We start from the raw sequence: 19,464 nt of genomic DNA, 5'->3' as shown, positions 1-19,464 counted from the left end.
GCGAGTGTAGCAGCTTTCCGGCGACATCGCGACCAGCAAAACAAAGGGAGCCGGTTGGCTCCCTTGCGTGGGGTTCGCATCGATGCGAACCTGGCACATCATCGCAGCGTCAGCTGCGTTTCTTCTGTACGCGCTGCGCCGGTTCTTTCGCCAGCAGCGAAACCAGCGCCGGTCCCACCAGCATCACCACGCCCAGACAACCCAGCAGCAGGTTATTGTGGATAATGCGTGATACCAGGAACAGCGTCAGCATGGCGGCGCCGAAATAGTAAGTGGTGGTCACTTCTTCCAGAGTGTCGCCCAGCCAACGCAAACGGGCACTACGCTGCGTGACCAGCATGGTGATAAACACCACGACATAGGCCGCCACCAGGGTACTGCTCACTTCAACCAGCGCCTTATGTTTCCAGCCCCAAACCAGCGCAGCGATCACCAGAAGGTGCATCGCAATGTGCAGACAGGTTTGTCCGGTAACAATCTGAACACGATTAGACCATTTCATTCTCTTCTCCTGGCAGACCCAACAGGTCGCCCAAGTGTATCTGACCGCAGCCAGACGGATTTCCTCAATGTAAAGCAAATTTCGGATAACACCCTAATTTTCTGCTCTCATCGCCACCCATTTGTGACAAAGACTACACTTTATCCTGTTGATGATGAAAAGGAGCGCGTCAGAGTATGCCACAAAACACGCACGGATTTTCATTTAAAGTCCTGACGATCAATACCCACAAAGGGTTCACCAGCTTTAACCGCCGCTTTATCCTGCCGGAATTGCGCGACGCCGCACGCGCCACCTCGGCGGATATTGTCTTCCTGCAAGAGGTGATGGGCACGCACGCCATCCACTCATTACACATTGAAAACTGGCCGGAAACCTCACATTACGAGTTTATTGCCGACACCATGTGGCACGATTATGCCTACGGCCGCAACGCCGTCTATCCCGAAGGACATCACGGGAACGCGATATTGTCACGATTTCCCATCGTTGAGTACGAAAATCGCGATATTTCTGTCGCCGGAAGCGAAAAGCGCGGCATGTTGCACTGCAAAATCACCCTGCCCGGCCAGCCACAGCCGCTGCATGTTATCTGCGTCCATCTGGGGCTGCGCGAACAGCATCGCCATGCGCAGATGAAGATGATGTGCGACATGATCGCCTCGCTGCCGCCCGATGCGCCGCTGGTGGTGGCCGGGGATTTTAACGACTGGCAAATTCGCGCCAACAAATTCCTCAAACGCCATGCCGGGCTGGAAGAGGTGTTCAGCCTCAAAACCGGTCGTCCGGCACGAACCTTCCCGGCGCGTTTTCCGCTGCTGCGGCTCGACCGCATTTATGTCCGCAATGCCTCGGTGAGTCAGCCGTGGGCGTTACCGGTGAAACCCTGGTCGCATCTGTCCGATCATGCGCCACTGGCTGTGGAGATCTTCCTGTGAATTTTAGCTGGCGTGATGGCAACCAGCTGCATCTGCTGGAAAACGGCGATGCCTTCTTCCCCCGCGTGTTTGCCGCCATTCAGCGCGCGGAACGTACGCTGCTGCTGGAGACCTTTATCCTGTTTGAGGATCAGGTCGGCAACGCGTTGCATCGCGAACTGCTGGCGGCGGCGCAGCGCGGCGTCAAGGTTGAAGTGATGGTCGATGGCTATGGCTCGCCCGATCTGTCCGATGGTTACGTCAACAGCCTGACGGCCGCCGGGGTGCGCTTTATTTATTACGATCCACGCCCGCTGGTGCTGGGTATGCGTACCAACGTCTTCCGGCGCCTGCATCGTAAAATCGTGGTGATCGACGACCTTATCGCCTTCGTCGGCGGCATCAATTTTTCCGATGAGCACAACACCAGCTACGGCCCCCAGGCCAAGCAGGACTACGCGGTGGAGGTAAAAGGCCCGGTGGTGCTGGATATTGCGCGCTATGTCCAGCAGGCCATCGGCAGCGAACAGGTGACACGCCGCTGGTGGGGCCATCGTTCCCACCGTCCGGCATTGAATGCCCTGCCCGGCGATGCTCAGGTGCTGTTCGTATTTCGTGATAATGATGATCATCGTGATGATATTGAACAACATTATCTCGAGATGCTGCGTAAGGCGAAACAGGATGTGATTATCGCCAACGCCTATTTCTTCCCTGGCTACCGCCTGCTGCGCGAGATGCGCCACGCCGCCCAGCGCGGCGTTCGGGTACGGCTGATCGTGCAGGGCGAGCCGGATATGCCGATCGTCAAAGTCGGCGCGGAGCTGCTGTACAACTATCTGGTCGATGCCGGGGTGGAGGTCTACGAATATTGCCGCCGCCCGCTGCACGGCAAGATTGCGGTGCAGGATCAGCAATGGTCAACCGTTGGCTCCAGCAACCTCGATCCGCTGAGTCTGTCGCTCAACCTCGAAGCCAATCTGATGGTGCACGATCGCGCCTTCAATCAGACGCTGCGCGCTAACCTCGAACAGTTGATCGCTGAGGATTGTGTCCGGGTCGAGGATGAAAAACTGCCGCCGCGCACCTGGTGGCAGCTGACCAAGAGCGTGATTGTGTTCCACTTTTTGCGTCACTTCCCGGCCATTGCCGGTTGGCTGCCCGCGCATACGCCACAACTGGCGCAGGTCGATCCCCCGGTACAGCCGGAAATGGAGACCCAGGATCGGGTAGAGACGGACAACGAAGGAGCGAAGCCCTGATGAGTAAAAAACATTCCCGCTGGCAGCGCGTGAAGAAAATCCTCACCGGGCTGTTCTTTATCGCCGTGATTGTGCTGCTGGTGGTGTATGCGCGCAAAGTGAACTGGGACGACGTTTATCACGTCATCGTCAACTACAACCGTACGGTGGTGCTGAGCGCCATCGCGCTGGTGGTGGTGAGCTATCTCACCTATGGCGTGTACGATTTGATTGGCCGCGCCTACTGTGGGCACAAGCTGGCAAAACGTCAGGTGATGCTGGTTTCATTTATCTGTTATGCCTTCAATCTGACGCTTAGCACCTGGGTCGGCGGCGTGGCGATGCGTTATCGCCTCTATTCCCGGCTAGGCCTGCCCGGTGGCACCATCACGCGTATTTTCTCCCTGAGCATTGCCACCAACTGGCTTGGCTACATTTTACTGGCCGGGGTGGTGTTTGTTGCAGGCATGGTGCCGATTCCCCGCGGCTGGTTTATCGGGGAAACCACGCTGCGCATTATCGGCGGGTGCCTGCTGGTGGCGGTGGTGGTGTACCTGTGGGCCTGCGCCTTTGCGAAAAAGCGCCAGTGGACGGTGAAAGGGCAGCATCTGCAATTGCCTTCGCTGCGTATGGCGCTGTTTCAGTTCGCCGTATCCTGCGCCAACTGGATGGTGATGGGCGCGATTATCTGGCTGCTGCTGGGGCATCAGGTGGACTATCCGGTGGTGCTGGGGGTGCTGCTGATCAGCAGTATCGCCGGGGTGATCATCCATATCCCTGCCGGGATTGGCGTGCTGGAAGCGGTTTTTCTGGCGTTGCTGAGCGGGCAACATGCGTCGCACGGCACCATCATCGCCGCGCTGCTGGCGTATCGCGTGTTGTATTTTATTTTGCCGCTGCTGCTGGCGCTGGTGCTGTATCTGTGGCTGGAGAGCCGCGCAAAACATTTACGGCAGAAGAATGAACGCAAGATGGAGAAATCGACATCGTCGTGACGAAGGTGCGCATAAATGCGCACCTTACGGAAGGTAGGGTCGGCATTAATGCCGACCTGGTTACATTCTAGCGGCGGTTACCAAAAATCCGCAGCAGCATCAGGAACAGGTTAATGAAGTCCAGATACAGCCGCAGCGCGCCCATAATTGAGAGGCGGCGCATATTTTCTTTGTCATTCACATTCACCGACTCACCAATCTCTTTCAGCTTCTGAGTGTCATAAGCGGTTAAGCCCACAAACACCACCACGCCGATATAGGTGATGGCCCACATCAGCGCCGGGCTTTTCAGCCAGAAGTTAACCAGCGAGGCCAGCACAATCCCAATCAGCGCCATAAACAGCAGGCTGCCAAAACGGCTGAGATCACGTTTGGTGGTGTAGCCATAGAAGCTCATGGCACCAAACATACCGGCGGTAACAAAGAAGGTGCTGGCGATCGACGAATAGGTATAAACGAGGAAAATACTGGCGAGCGTCAGGCCCGTCAGCGCCGAATAGAGCATAAACAGCCCGGTCGCGAGCGTGCCGCTCAGGCGATGCACCATTCCCGACAGCACAAATACCACCGCCAGCTGCACAATGATCAGACCGAAAAAGGTCATACGGTTAGCAAACACCAACTCCATCACAGCAGGTGTGCGTGCGGCAAACCACGAGACGAATGCGGTGAGCAGCAAGCCACAGGTCATCCAGCCATATACCTGCGCCATATAGGTTTGCAGCCCGGCCGAGGCCTGCTGCACGATTGAATCGTTACGTGGATATCGGTCCATGATGCACCTCTTAGTAGTTAGACAAACTCAGTAAGTGTGGAGTCTACACCCTGCCGCGTCAACGGCGGGTTAAACACTGTTGATAACGGCTATCGACGCGCTGGGCAAACCACGCGGTGGTGAGATTACGGGTGATTTTCGGGCTTTCCAGTTTGATGCCCGGCAGCATTTCACGCGGCAGGCGTTTACCGGCCATTTTGTCCGCCAGGGTGAACACCTGCTTCCACAGCACGCTATCGCTGAAGCTGGCGGTTTCGCCCTTCTCCAGGTCGCGGCGGATTTCGCGGTTGCTCATATCCAGCTGTTTACTCAGACTGCGCACCGCCAGCTCGGTCGCCCCGGCGGCATCGCTGCCATACATTATCACGTCGCCGTCGAGCGCCAGTTTGATGCCGCTGGCGCGCGCCACTGCCGCCTGGAATGCGGCGTTGCGACTGGCGTACCAGCCCGCGTTAAAGTCAGCAAAACGGTAGAGCGGCGCGGAGTAATCCGCCGGATACCCCAGCAGATGCATGATACCGAAATACATACCGCCGTGACGGGTAAAGACTTCGCGACGAATGGTGCCATCAATCGGCCACGGATAGCCTTTGGCGTGCGCTTCGGCAAAATCGATGCTCACCTGCATCGGGCCGCCGGTGTGAATCGGGTTGAGGTTGCCGAACAGTTTTTGCCCCATTGGCACCATGTCGATGAAATCATCAAAAATGGCGCTCAGCGCTTTCTCGCTCTGCACCTTATCGAGCCGGGCGGCATAGCTTTCGCCGGTGGGCGACTTAATTAATAGCGCGGTGCGCACCACAAAGGCCGGGATATGCAGTTTGGCCGCACGCCGGTCGATTTCGCCCCAGGCGATTTTCGGCAAGCCGGGCACGGGCGCATCCACGTTGAAGTTCGATTCCTGATCGGCCACGGCAATCACCGCGCACAGGTTGCTGACGCTGGGATCAAGCTGCTGGGTACGAAAAGCGGTATAGATATCGTCAGCCCAGTCGGCTTTCTGGCTGACATGGCTGGGTAATAGCTGACGGATTTGCGCCTTCACATCGGCAGGCTGGCTGGCGGGCGCCTGCGGTTCTCGCCTGGTGCTACAACCGGCCAGCACCAGCGCGGCCAGCAGGGCTGCGCGGCGCAGTTTCACAGTGGATTTCATCTCGCTCCCTGATACAAACAAAAACGCTACCTTAACGTTTTCAGCCGCCATAAGCCATGCGGTGTAGGGTGCGTTACTTCCAGCGTTCCGCTGCCTGATGATCGCTGGCGCGCGCCTCTACCCAGCGCTCGCCCTCACCGGTGGCTTCACGCTTCCAGAACGGCGCGCGGGTCTTCAGGTAATCCATGATGAATTCCGTCGCTGCAAAGGCGCTGCTGCGATGGGCGCTGCTGACGCCGACAAACACGATTTCATCGCCGGGAAACAGCTCGCCGACGCGATGGATCACCGACACCTGCTGCAACGCCCAGCGCTGACGCGCTTCCGCGATGATTTCCGCCAGCGCTTTTTCCGTCATGCCGGGATAGTGCTCCAGCGTCAGGGCCGCCACGCTGGCACCGAGATTGTGATTGCGGACTTTGCCGGTAAAAGTCACCACCGCGCCGTCGCTGTCATGCGCCGACAGCCAGGCGTACTCGTCAGCCACGCTGAACGCCTCGCTCCCGACACGAATACGGGTATCCATCATTAACCTCCGGTCACCGGCGGGAAAAAGGCCACTTCATCACCGGCACGCAGCGGATGGCTCATCGGCACCAGCGTCTGGTTGACCGCCGCCAGCAATTTGCCGGACTCCAGCGCCAGCGCCCAGCGATCATTTTTCGCCGCCAGCGCGCTGCGCAGTGTCGCCACATCGGCGTATTCGGGTGCCAGCTCCAGCGAGCTGGTGCCGGTCAGTTCACGTACCTGGGCAAAAAACAGCACCTTAATCATCGGACACCGCCCGAAAATCGCCGGATTTGCCGCCGCTTTTGCTCAGCAAACGCAGCTGGTCAATGACGATATCTTTCTGTACCGCCTTGCACATGTCATAGATGGTAAGCGCGGCGACCGAGGCCGCGGTGAGCGCCTCCATCTCCACGCCGGTTTTGCCCGTCAGACGGCACAGCGCGGTGACGCGCACCCGGTTATGTTCCGGTTCGGCCGCCAGCGTGACCTCCACTTTGCTGAGCATCAGCGGATGGCACAGCGGGATCAGTTCCCAGGTGCGTTTCGCCGCCTGAATCCCGGCGATACGCGCGGTGGCGAACACATCCCCTTTGTGATGGCTGCCGTCGATGATCATTTGCAGCGTTTCCGCGCGCATCAGCACCAGCGCTTCCGCCTGGGCTTCGCGCACCGTTTCGGTTTTGCCGGAGACATCCACCATGTGGGCTTCACCGGCGGCATTGATATGGGTTAACGAGGACATACTTACAACTTCTTCAAATGAGAGACAAAATTACAGGGGCGGGTACGGGCATCCAGCTGATCGGCGATGATGCGCTCCCAGGCGCTGCGGCAGGCGTTGGTGGAGCCTGGCACGGCGAAAATCAGCGTCTGATTCGCCATACCCGCCACCGCGCGCGACTGTAGCGTGCTGCTGCCGATCTCTTCGTACGAGATCATGCGAAACAGTTCGCCAAAGCCGTCGATTTCACGGTCAAACAAGGGCAGCAGCGCTTCTGGCGTGCTGTTTTTGCTGTTGAAGCCGGTGCCGCCGTTGATGATCACCGCCTGCACGTCGTCGCTGGCGATCCAGCGCGATACCGTGGCGCGGATGCGATAGCGGTTATCCGGCAGCAGGGCGTGATCCACCACCTGATGTCCGGCTTCGCTAAGCGCTTCGCGCAGATAATCGCCTGAAGTGTCGTTACTGGCATCGCGGCTGTCGGATACCGTCATCACCGCCACATTAATGGCAACAAAGTCGCCGGAAGATTTGCCCATGGCCATAACTCCTGTGTTAGCCACCAATGAAGGAAAGATTTTGGGTAATACCGGTGTTGCCCTGATGGAGAAAATGCGTCTGCTTTTTCTGTCCGAGGCTATGGGCAATGCGCGCCTGTAGCGCCGCCTGCTGATCGTCCGATGCCAGCAAATCGCGCAGCGGCACACCGCCGTCGCCGAACAGGCACAGATGCAGGTTGCCGATAGCCGACACCCGCAGGCGATTGCAGCTGGCGCAGAAATCTTTTTCGTACGGCATTATCAGGCCCACTTCGCCCTGATAATCGGGGTGACGAAACACCTGCGCCGGACCGTCGCTGCGCCCGCGCGGCTGAGGTTGCCAGCCTTGCAGCAGCAGTTGATCGCGGATCACCTCGCCGGAGATATGATGACGACGGAACAAATCGCCGCCCTCCCCGGTCTCCATTAGCTCGATAAAGCGTAGCTGAATCGGACGGGTGCGAATCCATTGCAAAAAGGTATCGAGGCTATGGCTGTTGAGATCGCGCATCAGCACGCTGTTGACTTTAACCTTCTCGAAACCGGCAGCGAAGGCGGCATCAATCCCCGCCATCACCTGATGAAATTTGTCCTGTCCGGTGATGGCATGAAACTGGCGCGCATCGAGGCTATCGACGCTGACATTGATGGCGGTGAGTCCGGCGGCACGCCACTCGCGCACATCACGCGCGAGGCGGTAACCGTTGGTGGTGACGGCGATCTGCCGGATGGCGGCATTTTCGCGCACCGCCGCGATGATGTCGGTGAAATCACGTCGCAGCGAGGGTTCGCCCCCCGTCAGGCGCACTTTTTCGGTGCCCGCAGCCGCAAAGGCACGCGTCACGCGACGGATCTCATCCAGTGAGAGAAAACTTTTATTGCGCGTACCCTGCGGTTTGTAGCCGTCGGGTAGACAATAGGTACATCGGAAGTTACACACATCCGTGACCGATAGCCGCAGATAATAGAAGCTGCGCGCGTATGCATCTGTAAATTGTGGCACCTGAACACCTTTCCAAAAACGGGAGATGCAGTCATTTCTTTCTGCACCCTGGCAGCATAACGCTGCGGCCTGAACACCCTATCGGTAGACTTAGGTATTGAGGCTTGAGTGTACGTTGTCGATAACAGCAACGTGGTTGCCTTCATGGTAACGCGATTTTGAATTCGCTACCATGAAGGAATTTCGCTATATATGTTGATATATAACGTCTTTTCACCGCATTTTCGCGACAGGATACGTTAAAATAGTCGACAAATTTTGATACATATCAGTTGAACCGGCGTTCAACGGGTGAGCAGCAGTGATAAGGAGCAACATGAATCGTACCCTGGCAGATTTGGATCGCGTGGTGGCACTGGGTGGCGGACACGGCCTGGGCCGCGTAATGTCCGCGCTGGCGCCGCTCGGCTCGCGCCTGACCGGTATCGTTACCACCACCGATAACGGCGGGTCCACCGGGCGCATTCGTCGATCCGAGGGCGGCATCGCCTGGGGTGATATGCGTAATTGTATCAACCAGCTGATCACGGAACCGAGTGTCGCCTCAGCGATGTTTGAATATCGCTTCACCGGCAATGGTGAACTGGCCGGGCACAACCTTGGCAACCTGATCCTCAAAGCGCTCGATCACCTCAGCGTGCGCCCGCTGGAAGCCATCAACATTATCCGTAATTTGCTGAAGGTCGATGCGTTTTTGATTCCGATGTCGGAGCAGCCGGTCGATCTGGTGGCGCAGGATAGCGAAGGCAATATGGTGTACGGCGAAACGGCGATTGATGAGATGAAGCAGCCGCCGCAGGAGCTGATGCTGCACCCCAACGTGGCGCCGACGCGCGAAGCACTGGACGCGATCGCTGAAGCAGACCTGATTTTGATCGGTCCCGGCAGTTTCTACACCAGCCTGATGCCGATTCTGCTGATGGAAGAGATGGCGCGCGCCCTGCGTCGCACGCCTGCCACCATGGTGTTTATCGGCAACCTGGGCCGCGAACTCAGCCCGGCAGCCGCCAGTCTGACGGTGGCCGACAAGCTGGCGATGATGGAGAAAGCCATTGGTAAGCGGGTGATTGATGCGGTGGTGGTCAGCCCGGCGGCGGATATCAGTGACGTTGAAGATCGCCTGATCGTACGCGAACCGCTGGAAGCCGCCGACATTAAATATCGTCACGACCGCCAGCTGCTGCGGGTGGCGCTGGAACATGCCATTCAGGCGTTCTGATCGTCATCTTTGCTGGTGCGTATCAATGCGTACCCGACGTAACCGCAGGGTCGCCTTTTATGGCGACCACGCCGTCGAATTATGATGCGGCAATAAACAGTTCGCGCAGCTCATGCAGCTGATCGCGCACCCGTGCCGCCTCTTCGAACTCCAGATTCTGCGCATGTTGCTGCATCTGCCCTTCCAGCTCGTGAATTTTCTTCTGCATCGCCTGCGGCGTCAGCGCCAGATAGCTGGCCTCGGTCTCGGCGGCGATACGCGTGGCGGTTTTACCCTTGCCACGGGTTTTGACCACGTTTTTGCCCAGTTCGAGAATGTCGGTGATCTTTTTATTGAGACCCTGCGGCACGATGCCGTTTTCTTCGTTGTAGCGCTGCTGCTTCTCGCGACGACGTTCGGTCTCCTCAATGGCGCGCGCCATTGAGTTGGTAATCCGGTCCGCGTAGAGAATCGCTTTACCGTTGATATTACGCGCCGCGCGCCCGATGGTCTGAATCAGCGAACGTTCGGAACGCAGGAAGCCTTCTTTATCGGCATCGAGGATCGCCACCAGCGACACTTCCGGCATATCCAGCCCTTCACGCAGCAGGTTGATCCCCACCAGCACATCAAATTCGCCGAGGCGCAGGTCGCGAATGATCTCCATACGTTCCACGGTGTCGATATCCGAGTGCAGGTAGCGCACCTTCTCGCCATGCTCCTCCAGATACTCGGTCAGATCTTCCGCCATGCGTTTGGTCAGGGTGGTGACCAGCACGCGTTCGTTGATCGCAACGCGTTTGCGGATTTCCGACAGCAAATCATCCACCTGAGTGGTTACCGGGCGCACTTCGAGGATCGGATCGAGCAGCCCGGTCGGACGTACCACCTGATCGATCACGTCGCCGCCGGATTTCTCCAGCTCATAATTTCCCGGCGTCGCTGAGACGTAGATGGTCTGCGGCGCTAAGGCTTCAAACTCTTCAAAACGCAGCGGACGGTTATCCAGCGCCGACGGCAGACGGAAACCGTACTCCACCAGCGTCTCTTTACGCGCACGGTCGCCACGATACATGCCGCCAATCTGCGGAATGGTTACGTGGGATTCATCTACCACCAGCAGGCCATCGGCCGGTAAATAGTCGAACAGCGTCGGCGGCGGCTCGCCCGGCCCACGCCCGGAGAGGTAGCGTGAGTAGTTTTCGATACCGGAGCAGTAACCGAGTTCGTTCATCATTTCGAGGTCGAACTGGGTACGCTGGCTGATGCGCTGTTCTTCCAGCAGCTTGTTGTTCTCCAGCAGCACCTGGCGGCGGATCACCAGCTCCTTTTTAATCTCTTCCATCGACTGCAAAATTCGTTCACGCGGCGTGACGTAGTGGGTTTTCGGGTAGACGGTGAAACGCGGCACCACCGAAACCACCTGGCCGGTGAGCGGATCAAACAGCGACAGCCGCTCCACTTCTTCATCGAACAGCTCGATGCGCAGCGCAATGTCATCGGATTCCGCCGGGAAGACATCAATCACCTCACCGCGCACGCGGAAGGTGCCGCGCTGGAACACCTGATCGTTGCGGCTATATTGCAGCTCGGCCAGACGACGCAGAATGCTGCGCTGGTCGATAATCATGCCGCGCGTCAGATGCAGCATCATTTTCAGGTAGAGATCGGGATCGCCGAGACCGTAGATAGCCGACACCGAAGCCACCACGATCACGTCACGCCGTTCCAGCAAGGCCTTGGTCGCCGACAGACGCATCTGCTCGATGTGTTCATTCACCGACGCATCCTTTTCAATAAAGGTGTCGGAACTGGGCACATAGGCTTCGGGCTGATAGTAGTCGTAGTAGGAAACGAAGAATTCCACCGCGTTATCCGGGAAGAACTCCTTCATCTCGCCATAAAGTTGTGCCGCCAGCGTCTTGTTCGGTGCCAGCACCATGGTCGGCCGGTTGAGATCGGCAATCACATTGGCGATGGTAAAGGTTTTTCCCGAACCGGTTACCCCCAGCAGCGTCTGATGCGCCAGCCCATCTTCCAGTCCCACTTCCAGACGGCGTATGGCCTCAGGCTGATCCCCTGACGGTTTAAATGCGGAGTTGAGTTTAAAGGCTTTACTCATGGTTTTGCGGTTCCTGCTGGAGAAGTCGACTGGCAGGCTGCTAATTCTACTCTGCTATGGCGATTTTGCCAGAAAAAAATACTGGATATATTTACAGATATCTTGCACGATTAAGGGGAGGTGCGATGACTCGCTTCAGTGCAATTTATACGGCATCGTCCAAAATTTTGTTGCGCAAGGTTATCCCCAGATAAGTGACGGTTTTAACATTTGTCAATAGAGCGTCATAAAATTGCAGTCTGATGACCAGCCAGACAAATCTCAGGCTTGATTTTAACTAACGTATTGATTTATTAATAAATGAAAGAAAAGCCCAGTTTCTCATCATAATGTATGCAGGCCGCGGATTTCCTCGCTTGCGCTCTGTTTTCAGTCCCTAATGCACAAGGTTATCCACAGGAATAGTGGATAACTGATGGCAGCCCTGCCCCCATCGCCTGTGCATAATTTTCTGCCGCTTATCCAGCCGTGCGAAAAAATTTTTTTTTGCGCTTATTTTTCCATCAGCCCACCGCGCGTTAACTATTCTTTTGCTGAGTTAAGGCTGCCATTACCGTAAAAATGCCAGGGATTAAGGCCACTTATTCCTGTCGGTTCTGCCTTATGAAAGATCAACTGCACCAGAAACGTTAAGCATTCAGCACCGCTAAAGTGCAGCCTGTTTATCACGTCGTGTGATTGTTAAGCATTTCTCAACTTTTAAGTCTGTATTTGCCGGGTGTTGGTGATTTTTTCGCCACATCAGTAACCTGGCCTGGGAATTGCAAGATTATCCATAACGCATGAGCATTAGCTCGCTGATGCCGAGAGTGGCAGTGATAAATCGTGTTTGACTGTTTGCCAGACGACACAGAGCGGAAGCATTCAGGCTAATAATCTGGAAGGAGAATGTCAGATGCTGAGTTTACGTTCCGTGAATCAATTCTACGGTCAAAACCATATCCTGTGGGATGTGGATCTGGATCTGCCGCCTGGTACCTGCACTGGCGTGCTGGGCAGTCCGGGGATGGGCAAAACCACGCTGGTCAACTGCATCATGGGGCGGCTGCCGATTAACAGCGGCTCGATGACCTGGCAGGAAGACGGCTCGCCGCCTGAGGATTTGCTGCTGCAACCAGCGGAACAGCGCGCGCGGATGGGTATTGGTTATGTGCCGCAGGGACGTCATATCTTCTCGCAGATGAGCGTGGAGGATAACCTGCTGATTGCCCTGATGGCGGCGCATGACGATCGCAGCCGCGCCATCCCGGAGATGGTGTTCGATCTGTTCCCGGCGCTCTATTCGCTGCGACATCAACGCAGCGGCGAGTTGCCGATGGATCAGCAACAGCATCTGGCGCTGGCGCGTGCGCTAGTGCTGCAACCGAAGCTGCTGATCCTTGATGAACCGACTGAGGGGATGTCACCCTGGCTGGAGGAGGAGATGGGCAACCTGATCCGTCGCCTGAACCGCGACTACGGCCTGACCATTCTGCTGCTGGAACAGCATGTGTCGTTTATTCGCCGCGTTGCCGACTACTTTTTGCTGCTGCATCGCGGTCGTAATGTGGCGCAGGGCAAAATGGCGCAGCTGGATGATGTCACCGTCAACAAATGGCTGACGGTGACCTGAGTATGCCGGGTTAATTTTTGCACCTTCCGTAGCGGCGCAATTTATTGCGCGCCTTCGGGCCTGAGAATCGCTGAAGATAGCGCGATAAATCGCGCCGCTACGATGTCCTGAAACTGCCTCTTACTCTGGCAGCGTCAGATAACGCCCGCACTCTGCCTGCTGCGCGTCATCCGTCAGATACGGGATTTCACCGAGGCAGGGCGCCGCCAGGCGCTGAGCCAGCGTGGTCAGGTATTCCTGATGGCGTTTCCCCGGCGGCTGAACCGTATTGGCAATCCAGCCCGCCAGCCGTAACCCACTGGCGCGTACCGCTGCGGCAGTCAGCATCGCGTGGTTGATACAACCCAGCTTCACCCCCACCACCAGAATCACCGGCAGCTGCTCGGCGATGACCCAGTCGGCATAGGTTTGTGTCTCCGACAACGGGGTAAACCAGCCGCCCGCCCCCTCCACCAGCACCCATTCGGCCTGCTGCTCCAGCGCGCGCAATCCGGCGGAGAGCTGGGCGAACTCAATGGGCCTGCCCTCTTCCGCGCTGACAATATGCGGCGAAGTCGGCTCAACAAACGCCAGCGGATTGACCTGCTCATAACGCAGCGCCAGCGAACTGTAACGCTGCAACGCCAGCGCATCGCTGTTACGGATGCCCTCCGCGGTGATCTCGCAGCCGGAGGCCACCGGCTTGTAGCCCGCCGTGGTGAATCCGGCGGCGCTGGCCGCCTGCAATAGCGCGCCACTGGCTACCGTTTTGCCCACTTCGGTATCGGTACCGGTAATAAACCAGCGTTTCATGACGTTAATACTCCATACATCAGGTGATAACTGAGGCGATAACCCGCCTCATCCTGCGGCCAGCCTTGTTCCAGCCGCGCCAGCTGCGCCCGCGTCAGCAATCCGCCCTGACGGCCATCATGCAGATGGGTCGCGCCGATGCCTTTCAGTGAACGCATCGCGCTGAGCGCGCTGGGGAAATGCAGCGTGATAACCTGCTGCTCGCTGCGCAGCGTCAGCCCGCGAGCCGCTGCGGCCACCTGCGCCGCGCTGAGAAAGCGATTGGCGTGCGAACGTCCATCGAGGCGCGCCCACGCCTGATGCACTTCCTGCAACGATCCGGCCAGCAGCGTCGAGAACAACACCGTGCCGCCAGCGCGGGTAACGCGCAAAAATTGCTGCAAAGCGGTGCGCAGATCGCTGCTCCATTGCACCGCGAGGTTGCTCCACACGCCATCGACGCAGGCATCCGGCAGCGGCAACGCATCAATATCGCCCTGCACGTAATGGTGCGCCGAGTGCTGCTGTGCAGCGGTATCCAGCATGGTTTGCGACAGATCGAGCGCGGTAAGCTGACGTCCGCGATCGCGCCAGTAGCGGCTGTACCAGCCGGTGCCGCAACCGGCATCCAGCAGATGCGGGCCAAACCCCGCCGGTGCCAGCGCCAGCAGCGCCTCGCCGCTCTGCCGTTGCAGGTCCGCATATTGTTCGTAATGCTGCGCCGCCCGGCCAAACGTCTGAGCAACCGCCTGTTTATTGACGTGCAGCGTCATACAGCGCCTCCAGCAGAACGTCGATATCGTCAGGACGATGCGCAGCGGTCAGAGTGATGCGCAGCCGCGCGGTGCCCGGCGGTACAGTCGGCGGACGAATGGCGCTGACCCAGCAGCCTGCGGCCTGCAACCGCTGCGACAGCGCCAGCGCCGCGTGGTTTTCGCCAATGATCAGCGGCTGAATGGCGCTGGCCGCGGGCATCAGCTGCCACGGCAAATCCGCCGCTCCGGCGCGAAAACGCGCGATATGGCTGTGCAGCCGGGCGCGCAGTTCATCGCCCTGCTGGATTTGGTGCAGCGCCGCCAGCAGCGCGCAGCACTGCGCCGGCGGCATCGCGGTGGAGTAGATCAGATGACGGGCAAACTGCTCAACATAATCCGCAGTGGCGTCATCGCACAGCAGAGCCGCCCCGCTGACGCCAAAGCCTTTGCCAAAGGTGACGATCAGTAATTCCGGCCACACCTGCTGTTGCCAGCAGCTGCCGCGCCCCTGTGCACCGGTGACGCCGATGCCGTGCGCATCATCCACCAGCAGCCAGCCGTTGGCGCGCTGCGTTTCCGCCGCGATCTGCGCCAATGGCGCGCTGTCGCCGTCCATGCTGAATACGCCCTCGGTCACCACCAGCGTGCCGCCTGCGGCGGACGTCGCCAGCAGTTTCGCCAGGCTCGACGGTTGATTGTGGGCAAAGCGGCGCAGCGTGGCCGGACTGTGGCTGGCGGCATCCAGCAGCGAAGCGTGGGCCAGCTTATCGGCAAAGATGCGATCCTGCTTTTCCGCCAGCAGATGGATCACCGCCTGATTAGCGGCAAACCCCGAGATAAACAGCAGCGCGCGTCGGTAGCCCAGCCAGTCGGCCAGTTCCGCTTCCAGCTGCGCATGATGGCGGCTGTAGCCGGTAACATGGCCTGACGCCCCTGCCCCGGCGCCCGCCTCCGCCGCGCCCTGCTGCCACGCGGCAATCACCGCCGGATGCTGGCTTAGGCCAAGATAGTCGTTGCTGGAGAAGTGGCGATAGCGCTGCCCGGCGACGGTCAGCTCGCGTACGCTGTTGTGTTCAACGCGCACCCGTTGACGCCAGCCGTCGGCAGCACGCCGCGCCGCCAGCGCCTGATCGATGCGTTGTGACCAGCTCATTACACCGCCGCGTTGTAGAACTGCGGGGTGTCGGCGTGCAGCAGCTGTTCGCTCAGCTGATACTGCTGCTCGTTATCGCCGTGTGAGGTGGCGGTGTGCTCCGGGTTGAGGCCCAGTTTGCGGAACAGAATCAGATCCTTGTCCTCTTCCGGGTTCGGCGTGGTGAGCAGCTTACAGCCGTAGAAGATCGAGTTGGCCCCGGCCATAAAGCACATGGCCTGCGTCTGTTCGCTCATCTGCTCGCGTCCGGCGGACAGACGCACATGCGAAGACGGCATCATGATGCGCGCCACCGCGATGGTGCGGATAAAATCGAACGGCTCGACGTCTTCGTTATCGGCCAGCGGCGTGCCTTTGACTTTCACCAGCATGTTGATCGGCACGCTTTCCGGCGGCGTCGGCAGGTTCGCCAGCTGCACCAGCAGACCGGCGCGATCCTTGACGGTTTCACCCAGTCCGACGATACCGCCTGAACAGACTTTAATGCCCGCATCACGCACTTTGCCCAGCGTATCCAGACGTTCCTGGTAGCTGCGCGTGGTGATGATGCTGCCGTAAAATTCCGGCGAGGTGTCGAGGTTGTGGTTGTAGAAATCCAGCCCGGCGTGCGCCAGACGCTGTGCCTGGCTCTGGTCCAGCGTGCCGAGGGTCATACAGGTTTCCATGCCCATGGCTTTTACGCCCTGCACCATCTGCTCCAGATAGGGCATATCGCGATCGTGCGGGTTTTTCCACGCCGCGCCCATGCAGAAGCGGCTGGAGCCAGCAGCCTTCGCTTTACGCGCCGATTCCAGTACCGCCTCGACTTCCATCAGGCGTTCCGATTCCAGCCCGGTTTTGTAACGCGCGCTCTGCGGGCAGTATTTACAGTCTTCCGGGCAGGCGCCGGTTTTGATCGACAGCAGCGTGCTGACCTGCACCTGACGCGGGTCGAAATGCTGACGGTGTACCTGCTGCGCCTCAAACATCAGCTCAAGGAAAGGTTTATCGAAAAGTGCCTGGGCTTGTGCCAGTGTCCAGCGGTGTGCCATTGCTTCGCTCCAGAAAAGGGTTCATCCTGACGATTAACGTGGTTATACTTGTAAACTAAATCTTTTAATTTTGGTTTACAATACCCATGTTCACTCAGGACGATCTCAATTTCGACCGCCAGCATATCTGGCATCCCTACACCTCGATGCGCGATCCGCTGCCCTGCTACCCGGTGGTAGCGGCACACGGCTGTCAGTTGCAGCTGGCGGATGGACGTGAACTGGTGGATGGCATGTCATCGTGGTGGGCGGCAATCCACGGTTATAACCACCCGCGTCTCAACCAGGCGCTGCAAACCCAGCTGACGCAGATGTCGCACGTAATGTTTGGCGGTATCACCCATCCGGCGGCGGTGGAGCTGTGCCGTCAACTGGTAGCGATGACACCGGAGGCGCTGGAGTGCGTATTCCTCGCCGATTCGGGTTCGATCGCCGTCGAAGTGGCGATGAAAATGGCGTTACAGTTCTGGCTGGGACGTGGCGAAACGCGACAAAAATTCCTCACCCTGAAGCGCGGCTATCACGGCGATACCTTCGCCGCGATGTCGGTGTGCGATCCGCAAAACTCCATGCACAGCCTGTGGCGGGGTTATCTGCCGGAGCATCTGTTCGCCGCCGCGCCGCAGGTGGGATTTGATGAGCGCTGGCAGGAGGAGGATTTTGCCGATTTCGCCCGCCTCGCCGAACAGCATCATCAGGAGATTGCCGCCGTTATTCTTGAGCCGATTGTGCAGGGCGCGGGCGGAATGCGTTTTTACCATCCGCGTTATCTGCAACAGGTGCGGGAACTGTGCGATCGCTATGGTTTGCTGCTGATTGCTGACGAGATCGCCACCGGATTTGGCCGCAGCGGCAAGCTGTTTGCCTGCGAACATGCTGGCATCACCCCGGATATTCTGTGTCTTGGCAAAGCGCTGACCGGCGGCACCATGACGCTCTCCGCCACGCTGACCAGCCGTGCAGTTGCCGATACCATCAGCCGCAGCGCCGCCGGGTGCTTTATGCACGGCCCGACCTTTATGGGCAATCCGCTGGCCTGTGCGGCGGCGGTGGCCAGCCTGACGTTGATTAACGAAGGCGCCTGGCCCGCGCAGGTGGCGCGGATTGAGCAGCAGCTGCGCGCTGCGTTGCTGCCGCTGCGCAGCCATCCGGCGGTGGCGGATGCGCGGGTGCTCGGCGCGATTGGCGTGATTGAGACGCACCAGCCAGTGAATATGGCGGCGCTACAGCAATTCTTTGTCGAGCGAGGCGTGTGGATTCGTCCGTTCGGACGCTTGATCTACCTGATGCCGCCGTATGTGATAACGGCCGCGGAGCTGGCAACGCTGACGTCGGCAGTCCGGGATGCGCTGGATTTTTCGCACCATTTTCAGCCATAAAACGGCGCGCGGTAAATCGCGCCGCCCCGGAGCGGCACGATTTATCGGGCAGAGGTTCAATCCAGCGGGTGAATCACCACCCACATCGGACCTTGCCCTACCGCATAACGGGCCAGCGGCGTCAGCAGACCGCGATCGTCACTGATTTTGTATACCTCGATATGGTGGGATTTCTGTCCCGCCGCCACCAGGTATTGGCCACTATGATCAATGTTGAAGCCACGCGGCTGGGTTTCCGTCGGCTGGAAACCTTCAATATTCAGCAGGCCACCATCTTCGCTGACGCTGAACACCGTAATGGTGCTGCTGGTGCGGTCGCAGGCATAAAGGAAACGGCCATCCGGCGTCAGATGGATATCGGCGGCCCAGCGTGTGCCGCTGAAATCGGCCGGCATCATGTTCAGGCTCTGCACACGTTCCACGTCACCGTGCGCGTTGCTCAGCGCCCAGACATCGACGGTGCTGTCCAGCTCATTGACGCAGTAGCTGTAGTTGCCGTTGGGATGGAACGCCATATGACGCGGACCGGCACCGTCGACCGTGCTGACCTGCGCCTGCGGACGTGGCGTCAGGCTGCCGTCGCTGTTCAGCTGGAACAAACAGATGCGGTCCTGTTTCAGCGCTGGAACAAACAACGTCTGATTGTTCACATCAATATTGGCCGAATGACAACCGTCCAGTCCGCCAATCACCTGGCTCGGCGCCTGCGGCACGCCATCGCTGCCAATCGGGCTGATGCTGACACAGGCATCGTTGTAGGAACCACAGAACAGGTAGTTACCGAGACGGTCGGTGGAGATGTGCGTCGGGCTGCCCGGCAGCGGCGCTTCACCGGCTTCACTCAGGCTGCCATCGGCAGCAATGCGGTACGCCAGCACGCGAAAATTCGGACGCACGCCGACATAGAGGAAATCTTTTTTCGGGCTGACCACCATCGGCTGCACCTGACCGGCGACATCCGTCACCTGCAATAACGTCAGCGCGCCATCTTCCTGCAACTGCCAGGCATGGATCTGCTGGCTCTCGGGACTGGCGGTATACACGACTTGTTTCATGCGTTCTCCTTGTTCGCTGGCTGAAAGGGTAT

20 protein-coding genes and 1 riboswitch are annotated in these 19,464 nt (G+C 58.5%); of the genes, 6 read left to right on the top strand and 14 right to left on the bottom strand.

Features of this window, described 5'->3' with window-relative positions; all coding sequences use genetic code 11:
• Window positions 1-109: 109 nt before the first annotated feature.
• The gene (locus AC6I8V_RS06115; protein ID WP_497845000.1) at window positions 110-502 is read right to left on the bottom strand and encodes a YbhQ family protein; all 393 of its coding nucleotides are present in this window, start codon (window positions 500-502) and stop codon (window positions 110-112) included.
• A gap of 176 nt (window positions 503-678) precedes the next feature.
• Between AC6I8V_RS06115 and AC6I8V_RS06110 the strand changes: the two genes are divergently transcribed.
• From AC6I8V_RS06110 to AC6I8V_RS06100, 3 genes are read left to right on the top strand one after another with little or no spacing between them, the layout of a single operon-like run.
• Window positions 679-1,440 carry an endonuclease/exonuclease/phosphatase family protein gene (locus AC6I8V_RS06110; protein WP_497844999.1) on the top strand — a complete coding sequence of 254 codons (762 nt, stop codon included), beginning with the start codon at window positions 679-681 and terminating at the stop codon, window positions 1,438-1,440.
• Window positions 1,437-2,681 carry a cardiolipin synthase ClsB gene (clsB, locus tag AC6I8V_RS06105; RefSeq protein WP_497844998.1) on the top strand — a complete coding sequence of 415 codons (1,245 nt, stop codon included), beginning with the start codon at window positions 1,437-1,439 and terminating at the stop codon, window positions 2,679-2,681. Before AC6I8V_RS06110 ends, clsB begins: the two co-directional genes overlap by 4 nt.
• Complete coding sequence (locus AC6I8V_RS06100) at window positions 2,681-3,655, top strand: lysylphosphatidylglycerol synthase domain-containing protein (RefSeq protein WP_497844997.1); 975 nt, start codon at window positions 2,681-2,683, stop codon at window positions 3,653-3,655. The genes clsB and AC6I8V_RS06100 overlap by 1 nt, the downstream gene beginning before the upstream one ends.
• 67 nt (window positions 3,656-3,722) lie before the next feature.
• Here the strand turns inward: AC6I8V_RS06100 and AC6I8V_RS06095 are convergent, their stop codons facing one another.
• The 7 genes from AC6I8V_RS06095 to moaA form a co-directional block, all read right to left on the bottom strand.
• Entirely contained in the window at window positions 3,723-4,430 is a 708-nt protein-coding gene (locus tag AC6I8V_RS06095; RefSeq protein ID WP_497844996.1) for a Bax inhibitor-1/YccA family protein, read from the bottom strand.
• Between the two features lie 58 nt (window positions 4,431-4,488).
• Window positions 4,489-5,583, bottom strand: coding sequence for a DUF1615 domain-containing protein (locus AC6I8V_RS06090; protein WP_497844995.1), 1,095 nt, complete (start codon window positions 5,581-5,583; stop codon window positions 4,489-4,491).
• A 73-nt stretch (window positions 5,584-5,656) separates the two neighbouring features.
• Window positions 5,657-6,112, bottom strand: a complete 456-nt coding sequence (moaE, locus tag AC6I8V_RS06085; RefSeq protein WP_497844994.1) for a molybdopterin synthase catalytic subunit MoaE — start codon at window positions 6,110-6,112, stop codon at window positions 5,657-5,659.
• Window positions 6,112-6,357: a molybdopterin synthase sulfur carrier subunit gene (gene moaD / locus AC6I8V_RS06080; RefSeq protein ID WP_497844993.1), complete on the bottom strand. Its 246-nt coding sequence runs from the start codon at window positions 6,355-6,357 to the stop codon at window positions 6,112-6,114. The genes moaE and moaD overlap by 1 nt, the downstream gene beginning before the upstream one ends.
• Window positions 6,350-6,835, bottom strand: a complete 486-nt coding sequence (moaC, locus tag AC6I8V_RS06075; RefSeq protein ID WP_497844992.1) for a cyclic pyranopterin monophosphate synthase MoaC — start codon at window positions 6,833-6,835, stop codon at window positions 6,350-6,352. Before moaC ends, moaD begins: the two co-directional genes overlap by 8 nt.
• Before the next feature lie 2 nt (window positions 6,836-6,837).
• Window positions 6,838-7,353, bottom strand: a complete 516-nt coding sequence (gene moaB / locus AC6I8V_RS06070) for a molybdenum cofactor biosynthesis protein B (protein ID WP_497844991.1) — start codon at window positions 7,351-7,353, stop codon at window positions 6,838-6,840.
• A gap of 16 nt (window positions 7,354-7,369) precedes the next feature.
• A complete protein-coding gene (moaA, locus tag AC6I8V_RS06065; RefSeq protein WP_497844990.1) occupies window positions 7,370-8,356 on the bottom strand; it encodes a GTP 3',8-cyclase MoaA in 987 nt (328 codons plus the stop codon).
• Window positions 8,346-8,479, bottom strand: a riboswitch (molybdenum cofactor riboswitch). Its footprint overlaps the gene before it by 11 nt.
• A gap of 193 nt (window positions 8,480-8,672) precedes the next feature.
• Here moaA and AC6I8V_RS06060 point away from each other — a divergent pair.
• Complete coding sequence (locus AC6I8V_RS06060) at window positions 8,673-9,575, top strand: gluconeogenesis factor YvcK family protein (RefSeq protein WP_497844989.1); 903 nt, start codon at window positions 8,673-8,675, stop codon at window positions 9,573-9,575.
• A 79-nt stretch (window positions 9,576-9,654) separates the two neighbouring features.
• Here the strand turns inward: AC6I8V_RS06060 and uvrB are convergent, their stop codons facing one another.
• A complete protein-coding gene (uvrB, locus tag AC6I8V_RS06055) occupies window positions 9,655-11,676 on the bottom strand; it encodes an excinuclease ABC subunit UvrB (protein ID WP_497844988.1) in 2,022 nt (673 codons plus the stop codon).
• A gap of 895 nt (window positions 11,677-12,571) precedes the next feature.
• Between uvrB and AC6I8V_RS06050 the strand changes: the two genes are divergently transcribed.
• Window positions 12,572-13,288: an ABC transporter ATP-binding protein gene (locus AC6I8V_RS06050; protein ID WP_497844987.1), complete on the top strand. Its 717-nt coding sequence runs from the start codon at window positions 12,572-12,574 to the stop codon at window positions 13,286-13,288.
• Between the two features lie 120 nt (window positions 13,289-13,408).
• Here the strand turns inward: AC6I8V_RS06050 and bioD are convergent, their stop codons facing one another.
• Genes bioD through bioB form a run of 4 tightly spaced genes read right to left on the bottom strand, consistent with a single transcriptional unit; the run spans window position 13,409 to window position 16,998 of the window.
• Window positions 13,409-14,080 carry a dethiobiotin synthase gene (gene bioD, locus AC6I8V_RS06045; RefSeq protein WP_497844986.1) on the bottom strand — a complete coding sequence of 224 codons (672 nt, stop codon included), beginning with the start codon at window positions 14,078-14,080 and terminating at the stop codon, window positions 13,409-13,411.
• The gene (gene bioC, locus AC6I8V_RS06040) at window positions 14,077-14,832 is read right to left on the bottom strand and encodes a malonyl-ACP O-methyltransferase BioC (RefSeq protein WP_497844985.1); all 756 of its coding nucleotides are present in this window, start codon (window positions 14,830-14,832) and stop codon (window positions 14,077-14,079) included. The genes bioD and bioC overlap by 4 nt, the downstream gene beginning before the upstream one ends.
• A complete protein-coding gene (gene bioF / locus AC6I8V_RS06035) occupies window positions 14,813-15,967 on the bottom strand; it encodes an 8-amino-7-oxononanoate synthase (protein WP_497844984.1) in 1,155 nt (384 codons plus the stop codon). The genes bioC and bioF overlap by 20 nt, the downstream gene beginning before the upstream one ends.
• Window positions 15,967-16,998: a biotin synthase BioB gene (gene bioB / locus AC6I8V_RS06030; RefSeq protein WP_497844983.1), complete on the bottom strand. Its 1,032-nt coding sequence runs from the start codon at window positions 16,996-16,998 to the stop codon at window positions 15,967-15,969. The genes bioF and bioB overlap by 1 nt, the downstream gene beginning before the upstream one ends.
• An 86-nt stretch (window positions 16,999-17,084) precedes the next feature.
• Here bioB and bioA point away from each other — a divergent pair, with 86 nt between their 5' ends.
• The gene (gene bioA / locus AC6I8V_RS06025) at window positions 17,085-18,377 is read left to right on the top strand and encodes an adenosylmethionine--8-amino-7-oxononanoate transaminase (protein ID WP_497844982.1); all 1,293 of its coding nucleotides are present in this window, start codon (window positions 17,085-17,087) and stop codon (window positions 18,375-18,377) included.
• 56 nt (window positions 18,378-18,433) lie between these two features.
• Here bioA and pgl read toward each other — a convergent pair whose 3' ends face one another.
• Window positions 18,434-19,432, bottom strand: coding sequence for a 6-phosphogluconolactonase (gene pgl, locus AC6I8V_RS06020; RefSeq protein WP_497844981.1), 999 nt, complete (start codon window positions 19,430-19,432; stop codon window positions 18,434-18,436).
• Window positions 19,433-19,464: the final 32 nt, after the last annotated feature.

The organism is Pantoea sp. X-Soil-TKNS-1207, assembly GCF_059730485.1.
Note: the sequence above shows the minus strand (reverse complement) of the source record. Positions and strands in the feature narration are given on the sequence as shown.

Bases quoted from the DNA above. Each gene is read 5' to 3' on its own strand.
- AC6I8V_RS06110 (WP_497844999.1), top strand. From the start codon at position 679: ATGCCACAAAACACGCACGGATTTTCATTTAAAGTCCTGACGATCAAT.
- bioB (WP_497844983.1), bottom strand. From the start codon at position 16,998: ATGGCACACCGCTGGACACTGGCACAAGCCCAGGCACTTTTCGATAAA.
- AC6I8V_RS06095 (WP_497844996.1), bottom strand. From the start codon at position 4,430: ATGGACCGATATCCACGTAACGATTCAATCGTGCAGCAGGCCTCGGCC.
- moaE (WP_497844994.1), bottom strand. From the start codon at position 6,112: ATGATGGATACCCGTATTCGTGTCGGGAGCGAGGCGTTCAGCGTGGCT.
- bioD (WP_497844986.1), bottom strand. From the start codon at position 14,080: ATGAAACGCTGGTTTATTACCGGTACCGATACCGAAGTGGGCAAAACG.
- AC6I8V_RS06115 (WP_497845000.1), bottom strand. From the start codon at position 502: ATGAAATGGTCTAATCGTGTTCAGATTGTTACCGGACAAACCTGTCTG.
- AC6I8V_RS06060 (WP_497844989.1), top strand. From the start codon at position 8,673: ATGAATCGTACCCTGGCAGATTTGGATCGCGTGGTGGCACTGGGTGGC.
- uvrB (WP_497844988.1), bottom strand. From the start codon at position 11,676: ATGAGTAAAGCCTTTAAACTCAACTCCGCATTTAAACCGTCAGGGGAT.
- bioA (WP_497844982.1), top strand. From the start codon at position 17,085: ATGTTCACTCAGGACGATCTCAATTTCGACCGCCAGCATATCTGGCAT.
- bioF (WP_497844984.1), bottom strand. From the start codon at position 15,967: ATGAGCTGGTCACAACGCATCGATCAGGCGCTGGCGGCGCGGCGTGCT.
- AC6I8V_RS06090 (WP_497844995.1), bottom strand. From the start codon at position 5,583: ATGAAATCCACTGTGAAACTGCGCCGCGCAGCCCTGCTGGCCGCGCTG.
- bioC (WP_497844985.1), bottom strand. From the start codon at position 14,832: ATGACGCTGCACGTCAATAAACAGGCGGTTGCTCAGACGTTTGGCCGG.
- AC6I8V_RS06100 (WP_497844997.1), top strand. From the start codon at position 2,681: ATGAGTAAAAAACATTCCCGCTGGCAGCGCGTGAAGAAAATCCTCACC.
- pgl (WP_497844981.1), bottom strand. From the start codon at position 19,432: ATGAAACAAGTCGTGTATACCGCCAGTCCCGAGAGCCAGCAGATCCAT.
- moaC (WP_497844992.1), bottom strand. From the start codon at position 6,835: ATGTCCTCGTTAACCCATATCAATGCCGCCGGTGAAGCCCACATGGTG.
- AC6I8V_RS06050 (WP_497844987.1), top strand. From the start codon at position 12,572: ATGCTGAGTTTACGTTCCGTGAATCAATTCTACGGTCAAAACCATATC.
- moaD (WP_497844993.1), bottom strand. From the start codon at position 6,357: ATGATTAAGGTGCTGTTTTTTGCCCAGGTACGTGAACTGACCGGCACC.
- moaB (WP_497844991.1), bottom strand. From the start codon at position 7,353: ATGGGCAAATCTTCCGGCGACTTTGTTGCCATTAATGTGGCGGTGATG.